Annotated in this window: 12 protein-coding genes; 8 read left to right on the top strand and 4 right to left on the bottom strand. The window is 64.2% G+C overall.

Translation table 11 applies throughout. The annotated features are described in order from the left end of the window. Window positions 1–74: 74 nt before the first annotated feature. On the top strand, window positions 75–977 hold the full coding sequence (gene hemF / locus J2X57_RS06910; protein ID WP_090352961.1) for an oxygen-dependent coproporphyrinogen oxidase: 903 nt from the start codon (window positions 75–77) through the stop codon (window positions 975–977). Window position 978: 1 nt separating this feature from the next. On the opposite strand, the gene J2X57_RS06905 is transcribed toward hemF, so the two are convergent. Continuing rightward, the gene (locus J2X57_RS06905; protein ID WP_309865194.1) at window positions 979–1,629 is read right to left on the bottom strand and encodes a hypothetical protein; all 651 of its coding nucleotides are present in this window, start codon (window positions 1,627–1,629) and stop codon (window positions 979–981) included. Between the two features lie 158 nt (window positions 1,630–1,787). Between J2X57_RS06905 and gpmA the strand changes: the two genes are divergently transcribed. Beyond that, complete coding sequence (gene gpmA / locus J2X57_RS06900; protein WP_043696375.1) at window positions 1,788–2,525, top strand: 2,3-diphosphoglycerate-dependent phosphoglycerate mutase; 738 nt, start codon at window positions 1,788–1,790, stop codon at window positions 2,523–2,525. A 185-nt stretch (window positions 2,526–2,710) separates the two neighbouring features. Continuing rightward, window positions 2,711–3,238 (top strand): DUF1453 domain-containing protein, encoded by a 528-nt coding sequence (locus J2X57_RS06895; protein WP_309865190.1) that lies wholly within the window; start codon window positions 2,711–2,713, stop codon window positions 3,236–3,238. 15 nt (window positions 3,239–3,253) lie between these two features. Here the strand turns inward: J2X57_RS06895 and glnK are convergent, their stop codons facing one another. After that, window positions 3,254–3,592: a P-II family nitrogen regulator gene (glnK, locus tag J2X57_RS06890; RefSeq protein WP_036109554.1), complete on the bottom strand. Its 339-nt coding sequence runs from the start codon at window positions 3,590–3,592 to the stop codon at window positions 3,254–3,256. 181 nt (window positions 3,593–3,773) lie between these two features. Between glnK and J2X57_RS06885 the strand changes: the two genes are divergently transcribed. From J2X57_RS06885 to J2X57_RS06865, 5 genes are all read left to right on the top strand, one after another. After that, the gene (locus J2X57_RS06885; RefSeq protein WP_079522345.1) at window positions 3,774–4,028 is read left to right on the top strand and encodes an accessory factor UbiK family protein; all 255 of its coding nucleotides are present in this window, start codon (window positions 3,774–3,776) and stop codon (window positions 4,026–4,028) included. Between the two features lie 176 nt (window positions 4,029–4,204). After that, window positions 4,205–5,704, top strand: a complete 1,500-nt coding sequence (locus tag J2X57_RS06880) for a YifB family Mg chelatase-like AAA ATPase (RefSeq protein ID WP_051943218.1) — start codon at window positions 4,205–4,207, stop codon at window positions 5,702–5,704. A 486-nt stretch (window positions 5,705–6,190) separates the two neighbouring features. Continuing rightward, window positions 6,191–7,507: an ABC transporter permease gene (locus J2X57_RS06875; RefSeq protein WP_309865186.1), complete on the top strand. Its 1,317-nt coding sequence runs from the start codon at window positions 6,191–6,193 to the stop codon at window positions 7,505–7,507. A 55-nt stretch (window positions 7,508–7,562) separates the two neighbouring features. Continuing rightward, window positions 7,563–8,765: an FtsX-like permease family protein gene (locus J2X57_RS06870; RefSeq protein WP_309865182.1), complete on the top strand. Its 1,203-nt coding sequence runs from the start codon at window positions 7,563–7,565 to the stop codon at window positions 8,763–8,765. A gap of 347 nt (window positions 8,766–9,112) precedes the next feature. After that, window positions 9,113–10,900 (top strand): sodium:proton antiporter, encoded by a 1,788-nt coding sequence (locus J2X57_RS06865; RefSeq protein WP_043696368.1) that lies wholly within the window; start codon window positions 9,113–9,115, stop codon window positions 10,898–10,900. Window positions 10,901–11,012: 112 nt separating this feature from the next. Here the strand turns inward: J2X57_RS06865 and aceA are convergent, their stop codons facing one another. Continuing rightward, window positions 11,013–12,302 (bottom strand): isocitrate lyase, encoded by a 1,290-nt coding sequence (gene aceA / locus J2X57_RS06860; RefSeq protein WP_309865177.1) that lies wholly within the window; start codon window positions 12,300–12,302, stop codon window positions 11,013–11,015. Between the two features lie 24 nt (window positions 12,303–12,326). After that, the gene (gene aceB, locus J2X57_RS06855; protein WP_309865174.1) at window positions 12,327–13,925 is read right to left on the bottom strand and encodes a malate synthase A; all 1,599 of its coding nucleotides are present in this window, start codon (window positions 13,923–13,925) and stop codon (window positions 12,327–12,329) included. Between the last annotated feature and the right edge of the window lie 110 nt (window positions 13,926–14,035).

Below are 14,035 nucleotides of genomic sequence, written 5' to 3'. Positions count from 1 at the left end.
GCGTGCCGCAGCGGGCCTCCCGGCCCGACTTGCTAAGCTTCGCGACATTTCCCGCCCAAGGATCCTGCGCCGTCATGTCCGAACAAGCCGATCTTGCCGAGTCGTTCCTGCGCGGGCTCCAGGACCGCATCTGCGCCGCCATCGAGGGGATCGACGGCAAGGCGACGTTCGAGGAGGATGCCTGGACGCGCCCTGCGGGCGGCGGCGGTCGCACGCGCGTCCTGCGCGACGGCGCCATCTTCGAACAGGCGGGCGTGAATTTCTCTCGGGTCGCCGGTTCGCCATTGCCGCCGAGCGCCACGGCGCACCGGCCCGACCTCGTCGGCGGCAGCTTCATCGCCACCGGCGTCTCGCTGGTTCTGCATCCGCGTAACCCGCACATCCCGACGACGCATGCCAACGTGCGTTACTTCGAGGCCTCGAAAGAAGGCGCGGAGCCCGTGTGGTGGTTCGGCGGCGGCTTCGATCTCACGCCGTTCTATCCGGTCGACGAGGACGTGCGTCACTGGCATCGGGTCGCCAGGGACCTCTGCGCGCCGTATGGCGATGACGTGTACTCGCGATACAAGCAGTGGTGCGACGAGTATTTCTACCTCAAGCATCGCGGCGAAACGCGCGGTGTCGGCGGTCTTTTCTACGACGACCTCAACGAGGGCGGCTTCGAGCGGTGCATGAGTTTCACGCGCGACGTCGGTCAGGGTTTTCTCGACGGCTACCTGCCCATCGTGGAGCGCCGTCGCGACACGCCGTATGGCGAGCGCGAGCGCGAATTCCAGCTCTATCGTCGCGGTCGTTACGTCGAGTTCAACCTGGTCTACGACCGCGGCACCTTGTTCGGTCTGCAGTCGGGCGGGCGCACGGAATCGATCCTGATGAGTCTGCCGCCACGCGTTCGCTTCGAATACGCGTACGCGCCCGAGGCGGACAGCCCCGAAGCGCGGCTGCAGGAATACCTGAAGCCGCGCGACTGGATCTGAGTTACGGGGCGCTGCCCGAGAACGTGTGCGGCGTGGCGCCTTCGATCTTGCCGACCGTCGCGGAGTCGCTCACGTAGAGATCGACCGCACGTTCGAACCTCAGGGTGCCCTGAACCACGGCGTGCGGTCCGATCACGATCTTCGGATTGCGGTCGTTGTTGGTGTGCCAGCCCATGTTGGGCTTCTTCACCAGGATGCCGCCCTCGACCTTCGAGCCGCCACCGATATCCATGTCCGCGTTGACGGTCTCGATGCCGCCGCCCACGTGCGCGCCGTCGAGCGAGATCTCACCATTGACGTTGGACAGGTGGCCTTTGACGTCGGCACCGCGCTCGAGCTGAACCCGCCCGTTGACCGTCTGCACTTCATCGCTCACGCGCGACTGCTCAAGCAGGGACACCGCGCCGTTGACCGTCTTCACGGTGGCGGCGGTAGCTCCTTCGCCAAGCTCGACCGAACCGTTGACGGTACTGGCCTTCTGTACCGTGGCGCGCGAACCGATGCGGACCGAGCCGTTCACCGTATGGACGTCGCCCGCGTTCTGGCCAGCTTCGACCGACGCGGTGCCGTTGACCTTGCTGATGTCGTCGGCCGCGACGGCGGCGCCGGCGAGGGACAGGGCGATGAGGAGGGAAATCAGGCTACGAGGCATGCTGCGGCACTCCGCGAGTGGACTAGGACACCTGAGATGCGCGCGCCCCGCGCAAGGTTTAGCGTGACTTCCGGCACGGCTGCCTGCCGTCGCCGCGTAAGTTGACGCCTCGCGGGCGAGGTTCCACCATCGGATTTTTCCTCCTGACGTTGGATGCCATGTACAAGCTTGTCATGATCCGCCACGGCCAGTCGGCCTGGAACCTCGAGAACCGCTTCAGCGGCTGGGCCGATGTCGACCTGACCGAGCAGGGCGTGGCCGAGGCCCGTGAGGCCGGTCGCCTGCTCAAGGACGCCGGTTTCACCTTCGACCTGGCCCACACCTCCTACCTCAGGCGTGCCGTGCGCACCCTGTGGCACGTGCAGGACGAGATGGGCCTGATGTGGATCCCGGTGGTGACCGACTGGCGCCTCAACGAGCGCCACTACGGCGCCCTGACCGGCCTCAACAAGTCGGAGACCGCCAGTAAGTACGGCGAAGACCAGGTCAAGATCTGGCGCCGCAGCTACGACACGCCGCCGCCGGCCCTGAAGCCGGGCGAGATGTCGTTCGCCGACGACGGCCGCTACGACGGCATCGCCGACGTCCCGCTGACCGAGTGCCTGAAGGACACCGTCGCCCGCGTGCTGCCGTACTGGCACGACGTACTGGCGCCGGCGATCAAGAGCGGCAAGAGCGTGCTGATGGCCGCTCATGGCAACTCCATGCGCGCGCTGGTGAAGTACTTCGACGGCATCTCCGACGACGACATCGCCGAGCTCAACATCCCCAACGGCATTCCGCTGGTCTACGAGTTCGACGCCGACCTCAAGCCGGTCAGGCACTATTACCTGGGCGACGAGGCCGAGATCGCGGCCAAGATGGCCGCCGTCGCCAACCAGGGCAAAGCAAAATAACGCTGGCCGCTTCGTGTAGGAGCGCGCCCCGCGCGCGACAGCTCTTCGCGCCGGTCCCCACGGGCCCGGCGCGGGACTCCGGCCGCATGACACCCGTCACCCCCAACACCTAACATCCCGCCCTCGAATGCCCGCCACGGTCGCCGTAAGGTAGCGTCACAGTCACCACCACCGAGACCGCGCCCATGCTGGCTCCGACCACCATCCCGTTCATCGTCGCTCCGCTGATGGCCTTCGCCGTCTACCGCCGTGTTCGCGGCAGTTTCGGCCGGCAGCCGATCCGGACGAAGCGGATGACCGCTCGCATCGTCATCTTCGCGGCGATCGCCTGCCTGATGATGACCTCGGGTCTGCAGGACATCCGGCTTGCGGAGGGCGCCCTCGGCGGCCTCGTGCTCGGCGGTGCGCTGGCCTTCGTCGGCCTGCGCCTCACCCGTTTCGAGTCGAGCCCCCAGGGCGGCGACTTCTATATCCCGAATCCCTGGCTTGGGGCCGCGCTCACCGCGCTGCTGCTGGGCCGCATGGCTTGGCGCTTCCTGGTGCTGGCCCCCCTGTTTCAGGGCGAGGGCCCAGCTGTCGCCCATACGCCGCCGCCCGGTAACAGCCCGCTCACCATGCTGGTGGTCGGTCTGACGATCGGCTACTACGCGGCCTACTACGCGGGGATCCTGGTGCACCACCGCCGCTTCAAGCGGCTGGAGCAGGCGGTCTGATCGCCGGAGACGCACTCAGAGGGCGTCGTTGTCCAATTCGCCGGTACGGATACGCACGACCTGGTCGAGCTGACTGACGAAGATCTTGCCGTCGCCGATCTTGCCCGTGCGGGCCGCCTGCTGGATGGCCTCGACCACGCGCTCGACCTGATCATCGGTGATGGCGACCTCGAGCTTGATCTTGGGCAGGAAGTCGACCACGTACTCCGCCCCGCGATACAGTTCGGTGTGGCCCTTCTGCCGGCCGAAGCCTTTCACCTCGGTGACCGTGACGCCCTGGACGCCCACATCGGCGAGGGCTTCGCGGACGTCGTCCAGCTTGAACGGCTTGATGATGGCGACGACCAGCTTCATGTAACACTCCTCGGGGCGCGTCCGGCTGTCGGCGCGCGGACGGTCATTGTGCCATCCGCGGTCGGTCGGCGTCCTCCGGGAGCATTTTGTAGGGGAAACCCTACACGACGTGTAGGCATCCGCCTATAGCGCCTACAAACGAATCACCTAAACTTCATTCCACGACATCGAGGTGCGCAAGATGGATGTGCAGGGTATCGATCAACTCGCACAGCGGTTGGCATCGTTGGTTCCGCCAGGGTTGGCGCAAGCGCGTGAGGATATGCACGCCAACTTCAAAGACATTCTGGCGCAGGGACTACGCCGCCTCGATCTCGTAACCCGCGAAGAATTCGATGTGCAGAGCCAGGTATTGGCTCGTACGCGAGAAAAGCTCGACGCTCTGGAAAAGCGCATTGCCGACCTGGAAGTCAGCGCTGCGCAGCGCGGCCAATAGGGAAGGCCGCACAGCCCGGGACCGCCCCCGATCCGTCACCCTCACCCCGAGAGCGGTCGGGGGCGGTTATTTTTCTCCGAACAGGCGCAAGGAGTGCGTATGCGAGCCGGATCCCTTCAGGATCACCGACGTTCGCATCCCTTGTGGATGCGTAACCGGTTACGATACTCCCCGTCATGAGCCTCGCCGTCACCCTTTCGCGCGCGCAGGAAGGCGTTGCCGCGCCACAGGTCATCGTCGAGGTGCATCTCTCCGGCGGCCTGCCTTCCACCTCCATCGTCGGTCTGCCTGAAGCGGCGGTGCGCGAGGCGCGGGATCGTGTTCGTGTCGCCATCCAGAACACCGCCTTCGAATACCCGGCCCGTCGGGTCACCGTGAATCTGGCACCCGCCGAACTCCCGAAAGACGGTGGCCGGTTCGATCTGGCCATCGCGCTGGGCATCCTCGCCGCGGGCTCCCAGGTGCCCCGCGAGCGGCTCGACGATTGCGAGTTCCTCGGCGAGCTTGCTCTGTCCGGCGAGCTCCGTGCCGTACCCGGCATCCTTCCCGCCCTGATCCGCGCTCGCCGTAGCGGCCGCCGCATCGTCGTACCCCGGGCCAACGCCGCGGAAGCCGCGTTGATCGGGGAGGGCGACATCCTGCTGGCGGACAGCCTCGCCGAGGTCTGCGCCTGGCTGCGCGGCAATGGCGATCTGACCAGTCCCGCCACGGCCGACTTCTACGACCTGCCGACCTGCGGCCCCGACATGCGTGACGTGCGCGGCCAGTATCAGGCGCGCCGCGCCATGGAAATCGCCGCTGCGGGTGGTCACCATCTTTTGCTTATCGGTCCGCCCGGCACCGGCAAGACGATGCTGGCTGAGCGTCTCCCGGGGATCCTCCCGCCGATGACCGAATCGGAAGCGCTTGAGAGCTGCGCCATTCGTTCGCTGTCCGGCGAGGAGATCGAGCCGGGTTGCTGGCGCCGTCGTCCCTTCCGCGCACCTCATCACACGGCCTCAGGCGTCGCCCTGGTCGGCGGCGGGGCCAATCCGCGTCCTGGCGAGATCTCGCTGGCGCACAACGGCGTGCTCTTCCTCGACGAGTTGCCCGAGTTCAGCCGGCACGTGCTCGAGGTGCTTCGCGAGCCGCTCGAGTCCGGGCAGATCGTGATCTCCCGCGCCGCGCGGCAATCGACGTTCCCGGCCGAGTTCCAGCTCGTTGCGGCGATGAATCCGTGCCCCTGTGGTTACAACGGCGATCCACTGCATGAGTGCCGCTGCACGCCCGATCAGGTACAGCGTTATCGCGGGCGTATCTCAGGCCCGCTGCTCGATCGCATCGACATCTGCGTCGAAGTGCCACGCGTTTCCATCGCCGAGTTCTCGGCCATGCGTGGGCCCAGGGATGACGACAGCGCGACCGTGCGCGCGAGGGTGGTCAAGGCCCGGGAGAAAGCGCTGCTGCGCGCTGGCCAGGCGAACGCGGAGCTGAGCGTCGTCAACCTCGAACGCGACTGCGCGCTGCCGTCGGCGGAGCGCGAGTGGTTGCAGGTGACGCTGGATAAGCTGGGTGCCTCGGCGCGGGCGTATCACCGGATTCTTCGTGTTGCGCGGACGATCGCCGATCTGGAGGGCGGGGCGGGGTGTGTGGAGCAGGTGCATCTGGCGGAGGCGCTGCATTACCGGCGGTTCTGACGCCTCGTCATCGGCACGCTGCCCCGTTACTCGCTTCTGCCGAGCTCATGCGCGAATTCGGCAGCTGTGGCGAGAATTCCCACTCGCGACGCGTGAATCGATTACCAAAGACGTTTGTCGATGTTGTGCCATTTCTTCTCAGCTCGCCTTAAATAGCGCGAGCCCATTTCTCACTTTCATTTAGTGGAACGCCTACAGCGCACGGGCTAATGCGTGCTTTTCAATAGCAGAAAAGAGCTTTTTTGAAGGCATGGCTATCGCAAAGCCTGGCCTGCGTGCTACATCACGCTAAGACAATTTCGCATTGATGCGATTGTCACGAGCTTTTATAGCTACGTCGCGGAATGTCGGATGCTGATGACCCGGGCGCGTGTTTTAGTTGCTCGCTAAGCTCGCGTTACCTCGACAACTGAATCAACGCGAGTCGCCTGCACCGGTCTGGAAGATGCTGTGCGGTGCTGTGGATGGAACCAGGAGACGGACACTTTGTTCTCTTACTACACTGAACTGGCACTCTTGAGTTTCCGGCGAAGCCCGGGTCTGACGGCATTGATGGTGCTAGCCATAGCCTTTGGCGTCGCCGCTTCGATGACGACCTTCTCTGTTTACCGGGCTGTATCGGGCGATCCCATGCCGTGGAAATCGGGGCGGATTTTCGTCCCGCAGGTCGATACCTGGGGCCCGACAGAGCCTGACAAGGATGGCGAGCCTCGGTCCTCTCTCGACTACGCTACCGCCGTTGCGCTTACCCGCGCGCATCGAGGTACCGCGCAAGCACCGATGTATAAGATTTCGCCCGCTGTGCAAGCCGAGGCTGCGGCGAGTCACCCTGTCAATATCGACGGCCATGCCGTGGGCAGCGAGTTCTTTCCCATGCTCGATGTGCCTTTCCTGTACGGGGCGGGTTGGACACTTCAGGACGATGAACGGCGTGCAAATGTTATCGTTATCAGCCAACGGCTCAACGGGAAGCTGTTTCAGGGGCGCAATAGCGTAGGTCAAAGCCTGCTGGTGGCTGGAAGGAGCTACCGAATCGTCGGCGTTGTCGGTCACTGGGATCCGCAGCCGCGCTTCTTCGATGTGGTCAATACGGGTGGCTTCACGACAACGCGCGAAGACGCGTTTCTCCCGTTCAATACGGCGATAGCGGCTGGCATCGAAACTACAGGCAACACTGGCTGCAGCAAAACGCCCACCGAGTCGGGAATCGCGGGCCTGACGCGTTCGAATTGCGTCTGGATTTCGTACCTGGTGCAACTGGACGATGAGCGCTCCGTGGCCGCCTACATGGCCTACCTCGACGGGTATGCACGGCAGCTGCGCGATTCGGGCGCCGTCACCTGGGAGCCGAATAATCGCTTGCGTGACATCCCGGCGTGGTTGGATGCGCGGCATGTGGTGCCTGCGGACACGGGCGCGTCACTGCTGGTGGCACTTGGCTTGCTCGTGGTCTGTCTTGTCAATACGTCAGGACTTCTTTTGGCCAAGTTCCTCAGGCGTAGCGGTGAAATCGGTGTTCGCAGAGCGCTGGGTGCGCCTCGCCATGCGATCTACGCCCAGTTTCTCACCGAGGCGGGGATGATCGGCCTCGCCGGCGGGGTGCTTGGCATCGCGCTCACCGGCGTCGGTGTCGCGTGCGTTCACTGGCTGTTGCCCGTGGACATCGCACAGCTAGCACGTATCGACCCAAGCTTGCTGCTGCTCACTCTTGGCCTCGCGCTAGGATCGACGCTGGTGGCCGGTCTGTATCCGACGTTCCGGGCAGCGCTGGTGCAACCCACCTGGCAACTCAAGTCGCAGTGAGGGTCACATGACGATTCATCCCATGATCTCCGCGCTGCGCTGACATAAAGCCGGAGTGATACTCATCGTTCTGCAGATATCGCTGACTCTCGCGATAGTCTGCAATTCGGTGTTCATCATCGGTTCGCGCATCGAGCGCATCGGGCGCCCGACGGGATTGGCCGAGTCGGACCTTTTCCTCGTCACACAGCAGTGGGTGGGCGGCGGTGCCGCCGACGGACCCGACGCACTTCAGCGGCTCGACACGATGCAGCGCGAGGACCTCAGTACGCTTCGCAGCGTGCCCGAGGTCGCCTCGGCCACGCCGATCAACTCGTTGCCCCTGCTTAACTCGGCAGCATGGAACGGTGGCGTCGCTCTGACGCCAGACCAGCGGAAGCCGAACGCCCAGGCCAGCTTCTATTTCGTCGATGAATCGGTGGTGCCCACGCTGGGCATCAGGTTGATCGCAGGGCGAACCTTCAATGCCGGTGAGATCGATCACAAGGCGCTGGGTGACACCAACACTCCGTCTGCGATCATCGTCAGTAACGAACTCGCTGGTCGACTCTTCCCCGGCGCCAATGCGTTGGGGCAGTGGGTTTATCTGGATGGCGGCGCCGCTCCGGCGACCATCGTCGGCATCATGGAGCGCCTGCAGACACCGGGAACCAGCGAGTTCAGCACGAGCTTCGCGTACAGTTCCCTGCTGGTGCCGAGCCGAATGAATTCGACTTTCTCCCGCTATGCGATCCGTGCCAAGGCCGGGCAGCTCGATGCTGCGATGCAAGCGGCGTCCAGCGCGTTGTACAAGGCCAATCCGCAGCGCGTTATCGCGGACGACGGTATCCAGTCGTATGCATCGGTGCGCGAACAGGCCTACCGCGCCGATCTGGGTATGGCGATGCTGATGGGCGGCATATCGCTGATCCTTCTGGGCGTCACGGCGGCGGGAGTCTTCGGACTTACCAGCTTTTGGGTTGATCAGCGCGAACGGCAGATCGGTATACGTCGCGCGCTTGGGGCAACGCGAAGGAACATCCTCGGCTACTTTCAGTTGGAAAACCTTCTGATCGTCGGCAGTGGCGCGACCACGGGAATCATTCTTGCCGTGGGCCTCAATATGCTTTTGATGTCCCGTTACGAGATGCCACGGCTTCCTGTCACGGACGTGATGGTGGGCGTCGTGCTGGTCGTTTTGCTCAGTCAGGTCTCGACCCTCATACCAGCTCGCCGAGCGGCTCGCGTCGAACCGGCCAGTGCGATCCGCGCGACCTAGTCACGTTGGAGGGGAGTCGTGGGTACGACCCGGGCCGGGACATCGTCATGCTCAGCTCTTTCAGTAAGCGCTACCGGAGAGCCGCCGGTGGCCCTGACGCTGATGTCCGAGCCGATTAAGACTTATTTCATGTACTGACCAGTTGACGAATCCCCCGGCCAGGAGCATGATTCTGTACCAGGCGGTTCTCTAATGGACTGTCTGCCCCGCTCCGGTGCTGGATACCCCTCCCTCCCCCCGCTCCAGCACCGGGGCCCGGCCTTTATCTTCACCAACGATTCCCTATGCTCTTCTTGACGGCCCGCCTCTGGCGCTGGCCGTTTTCTTTTTTTGGAACAGGGAAAATCATGGGACTCGAACTCGGCATCCTGCTGACACTGATGCTTGGCATCGGCTTCCTCTGCCAGTGGGTAGCATGGCGGGTGCGCCTTCCGGCCATCCTCTTCCTGCTGCTGGCAGGCATTCTGGCGGGCCCGGTGACCGGGCTCCTTCACCCGGACAAGGTCCTGGGCGACCTGTTGTTCCCGGTGGTATCGCTGGCGGTGGCGGTCATCCTCTTCGAAGGCAGCCTGACCCTGCGCTTCAGCGAGCTGAAGGGTATCGGGCACGCGGTCCGTGGCCTCGTCAGCTACGGCGCGATCATCGCGCTGCTGATGCTGGCGGGTGCGGCCCACTGGATCGGTGGTCTCAGCTGGGAACTGGCGCTGCTGTTCGGCGCACTGACCTGCGTGACCGGCCCGACCGTGATCGCGCCCATGCTGCGCACGGTTCGGCCCAATGCCCGTATCGCCAACATCCTGCGCTGGGAGGGGATCATCATCGATCCGATCGGCGCCCTGTTTGCGGTGCTGGTCTATGAAGCGATCGTCTCGCACCGCGAAGGTCACTCGATCCAGATCTTCCTCGGCACGATCGCATGTGGCGCGATCGTCGGTGGCGTCGCCGCATTCATTCACGGCAACCTGCTGCGTCGCCACTGGATCCCCGAGTACCTGCAGAACTTCGGCACGCTGGCCGCGGTGCTCGCTACGTTCACGCTGTCCAACACGGTGGCACACGAGTCGGGCCTGCTGGCGGTGACCCTCATGGGTATCGCGCTGGGCAACATGCGTGACGTACACATCGACGACATCATGGACTTCAAGGAGCACCTGACCACCTTGCTGGTCTCGATGCTCTTCATCCTGTTGGCGGCGCGTCTGGACTGGCCGCTTCCCGATGGCGCGCTGCTGGGTGGTGTGCTGATCTTCTTCGTCGCGCAGCTCGTCATTCGTCCGCTGTCGGTCCTGGTGGCGAGCGTTGGCGGCGGGCTGTCGTGGCGTGAGCGTGCATTGATCGCCTGGGTCGCGCCGCGAGGCATCGTTGCCGCATCCGTGTCGGCGTTGTTCGCCATTCGTCTGGAAAAGGCGGGCATGGCCGGTGCCGACAAGATGGTGCCGCTCGTCTTCCTGATGATCATCGGCACGGTGGTCTTCCAGAGTGCGACGGCGCGTCCGCTGGCGCGCTGGCTGAAGGTCGCCGATCCCGAACCGCGTGGCGTGCTGATCTACGGATCCGACATCGTCGCGCTGGAGATCGCGCGCGCCCTGGCCGCCAATGAGGGGCTGCGTGTCGTCGTCGCCGACGACGACTGGAACGGTATTCGCACGGCGCGCATGGCGGGACTGTCGACGTTCTTCGGCAATCCTTCGTCGCAGGCGGCGGATCGCAATCTCGATCTCGCGGGCATCGGCCACCTGCTAGCCGTATCGACACATCGCGAACTGAACTCGCTGGCCAGCGTGCACTATCGCGAGGAGTTCGGTCGCGACAAGGTATTCCGCCTGCGCAACCTGTCGCCCGAGGAAAGCCACGGTCGCGCCTCCCTGGCGGGGAGTCTCGTCGCCACCGCGTTGTTCGCCGAAGACATGACGCACGCGCGCTTCGCGGAACTGCTGCACGAGGGATGGCGAATCAAGTCCACGCGACTGACCGAGACATTCGACTGGCCGCATTTCATCGAAGAGTACGGTTCGCGCACGGTGCCGTTGTTCGGGGTCGAGGAGAAAGGCGACCTTCGCATCGCTTCGGGCAAGAAAGTGCTGGAGCCGAAGCCCGGCTGGACGGTGATCGCCCTGGTGCCGCCCGAGCGCTGATCGCCGCCGCGACGCGAGGCGGCGTTCGCATGGTCCATCAGTGAATATGAGCACGGCGGCGAACATACTTTCGCCGCCGTGCCCAGGCGCAAAGCGCTTCGCGTCGAACGCCTTACGCCGCTGAGGCCGGATGAAACTGCTGTTCTTCCGTCGAACCGCTCAGTGCGGAGAGCGAACTGAACGAGCCTGAGATCACCTGGTTCACCGTGTCGAAGTAGCCGGTGCCGACCTCGCGCTGGTGCTTCGCCGCCGTATAGCCATCCTTCTCCGCCGCGAACTCCGCTTCCTGCAGTTCGACGTAGGCCGCCATCTGTCGATCCTTGTACCCACGCGCCAGCTGGAACATGGAGTAGTTCAGCGCATGGAAGCCAGCCAGGGTGATGAACTGGAAGGCGTAGCCCAGCTCGCCCAGCTGCTTCTGGAACGTCGCGATCGTCCTTTCGTCGAGGTTCTTCTTCCAGTTGAAGCTCGGCGAGCAGTTGTACGCCAGCTTCTTGCCCGGATACTTCGCATGGATGGCCTCGGCGAACCGGCGCGCTTCTTCCATATCGGGCGTCGAGGTCTCGCACCAGAGCAGGTCGGCATAAGGTGCATAGGCGAGCCCGCGACTGATCGCCTGATCGATGCCTTGCTTTGCCTCGTAGAAACCTTCCACAGTGCGCTTGCCAGTGAGGAAGGGCTTGTCGTAGTCGTCCACATCGGAGGTGACCAGCGCGGCACCCATCGCATCCGTGCGCGCGACAATAAGTGTTGGCACGCCGGCGACGTCGGCAGCCAGTCGTGCGGCGATCAGCTTCTGCACGGCTTCCTGTGTCGGCACGAGCACCTTGCCACCCATGTGGCCGCACTTCTTCGCACTGGCTAGCTGGTCTTCGAAATGCACGCCGGCGGCGCCCGCCTCGATCATGTGCGTCATCAGCTCGTACGCATTGAGTACGCCACCGAAGCCCGCTTCGGCATCGGCGACGATCGGCACCAGCCAGTCGAGACCATCCTTGCCCTCGGCGTGATGAATCTGGTCCGCGCGCAGCAGCGTTTTGTTGATCTTGCGGACGACGTTAGGCACCGAGTCGACCGGATAGAGCGACTGGTCGGGATACATCGCCCCGGCCGTGTTCGCATCGGCGGCGACCTGCCAGCCTGAAAGGTAGATGGCCTGGAGCCCGGCCTTCACCTGCTGCATCGCCTGGTTGCCCGTGAGCGCGCCGAGGGCGTTGACGTAAGGCGTGTCATGAAGGGCGCGCCACAGGCGATCGGCGCCGCGGCGGGCGAGTGTGTGCTCGATCTGGACCGTGCCACGCAGCCTGATCACGTCCTCGGCGGCGTAGGGGCGTTCGACGCCCTTCCAGCGTTCGTTGTTGGTCCAGTCCAGCGTGATGTGCTCGGCGTTATGCGTCTTCATCGTAAGGCTCCTTCGAGAGGTCGGTCAGGACAGGTGTTCGTAAGCGGGAAGGGTGAGGAAGTCGCGTAGTTCGTCGGCGTGAGTCAGTGCGGAAATCAGGCGGGCCGCATCATCGGCGCGCGATGCGCCGGGCAGGTCGCTGCCGCGAAGGCGGTGCGCATGGGCCGCAAGTGCCTGGTCGAAGAGGCCGAAGTCGATGTGTGCGTGGTCGCTGAACTCGATCGGTCCGTGATGCAGCCATTGCCAGAGCTGCGCGCGGGCGATCTCCGCCGTGGCGGCGTCTTCCATGAGGTTGTGAATCGGTACGCAGCCGAGGCCTTCGAGCCACGCCGCCGTATAGCGAAGGCAAACCTCGACGTTATTGTCGAAGCCGGAGCGGGTGACCGTACCGATGGCGGGCGCGATGAGCGCGTCACGCGAAACGGTCACGTCGTCGCGTGTCACATGCAGCTGGTTCGACGTCGGCATGTGTTCGTCGAAGATCGCCATCGCGACGGGGACGAGCGCCGGATGGGCGACCCAGGTGCCATCGTGTCCCGCGGTCACTTCCCGCAGCTTGTCGGCGCGGACCTTGGCCATCCCGGCGTCGTTCGCGGCGTCGTCGCCGCGGATAGGAATCTGCGCCGCCATGCCGCCCATCGCGAAGGCGCCACGGCGATGGCAGGTCCGTATCAGCAGCTCGGAATACGCCTTGAGAAAAGGCACGGTCATGGTGACCTGGCCACGCTCCGGGAGCAGCCGGTCGGCATGGGCGCGGAACGTCTTCAGGTAAGAAAAGATGTAGTCCCAACGGCCGCAGTTCAGCCCGACGATGCGGGCACGCAGCGCGTGCAGGATTTCGTCCATCTGGAGCACGGCGGGGAGGGTTTCGATGAGCACGGTGGCCTTCATCGATCCGTGCGGCAGGCCGAGCTGCTCCTCCGCATGGGTCATGACAGATTCCCATAGCGCCGCTTCTTCCATGCTCTGCAGTTTCGGCAGGTAGAAATACGGGCCGCGATCTTTTTCGTGCAGCGCGGCGGCGTTATGGAAGGCATACAGCCCAAAGTCGACGAGCGCACCGGCGACCACGTCACCGTCGACCTCGGCATGGCGCTCGGGCAGGTGCCAGCCGCGAGGGCGAATCACCAGCACTGCCGGATGCTTGCCGACGCGATACACCTTGCCCTCGCCGTTGGTGAACTCGATGCTGCCGTTCACCGCGTCGCGGAGGTTGCGCTGCCCTTCCATCTGGTTGGCCCAGGTCGGCGCGCTCGAGTCCTCGAAGTCGGCCATGAACACCTTCGCGCCCGAGTTCAGGGCGTTGATGATCATCTTCCGCTCGACCGGACCGGTGATCTCGACCCGGCGGTCCATCAGGGCATCTGGTATCGGGCCGACGGCCCAGTCGCCATCGCGGATCGCCGCCGTATCGATGCGGAAGTCGGGGAGTTCGCCCGCGTCGTAGCGTTGTTGGCGTGCCGTCCGCTCAGCCAGAAGGCTCAGGCGACGGCCGTCGAACCGGCGGTGCAGCCCCGCCACGAAGGCGATGGCATCCGGCGTGAGGATGTCGCCGTAGGTGTTGCGGCCGTCACCGAAGCGGACGCCGGAGAGGGGATCGATCGCGCTCTTTGGAACTGCCATGGGTCCGTGCCTCGGGATGCGGGTCTGGAGTTGAAGCTATGCCCGGGGCTATGCTTTTGACAAAGCATATGTTTCAAAGAGCATTATTAAAAAAAGCAATGTTGAATCTA

Source organism: Luteibacter sp. 1214, from assembly GCF_031455395.1.
Taxonomy (GTDB): Bacteria; Pseudomonadota; Gammaproteobacteria; order Xanthomonadales; family Rhodanobacteraceae; genus Luteibacter; species Luteibacter mycovicinus.
Note: the sequence above shows the minus strand (reverse complement) of the source record. Positions and strands in the feature narration are given on the sequence as shown.

Excerpts from the sequence above, each read along its gene's own strand:
- hemF (WP_090352961.1), top strand. The coding sequence starts at position 75 with ATGTCCGAACAAGCCGATCTTGCCGAGTCGTTCCTGCGCGGGCTCCAG.
- J2X57_RS06905 (WP_309865194.1), bottom strand. The coding sequence starts at position 1,629 with ATGCCTCGTAGCCTGATTTCCCTCCTCATCGCCCTGTCCCTCGCCGGC.
- gpmA (WP_043696375.1), top strand. The coding sequence starts at position 1,788 with ATGTACAAGCTTGTCATGATCCGCCACGGCCAGTCGGCCTGGAACCTC.
- J2X57_RS06895 (WP_309865190.1), top strand. The coding sequence starts at position 2,711 with ATGCTGGCTCCGACCACCATCCCGTTCATCGTCGCTCCGCTGATGGCC.
- glnK (WP_036109554.1), bottom strand. The coding sequence starts at position 3,592 with ATGAAGCTGGTCGTCGCCATCATCAAGCCGTTCAAGCTGGACGACGTC.
- J2X57_RS06885 (WP_079522345.1), top strand. The coding sequence starts at position 3,774 with ATGGATGTGCAGGGTATCGATCAACTCGCACAGCGGTTGGCATCGTTG.
- J2X57_RS06880 (WP_051943218.1), top strand. The coding sequence starts at position 4,205 with ATGAGCCTCGCCGTCACCCTTTCGCGCGCGCAGGAAGGCGTTGCCGCG.
- J2X57_RS06865 (WP_043696368.1), top strand. The coding sequence starts at position 9,113 with ATGGGACTCGAACTCGGCATCCTGCTGACACTGATGCTTGGCATCGGC.
- aceA (WP_309865177.1), bottom strand. The coding sequence starts at position 12,302 with ATGAAGACGCATAACGCCGAGCACATCACGCTGGACTGGACCAACAAC.
- aceB (WP_309865174.1), bottom strand. The coding sequence starts at position 13,925 with ATGGCAGTTCCAAAGAGCGCGATCGATCCCCTCTCCGGCGTCCGCTTC.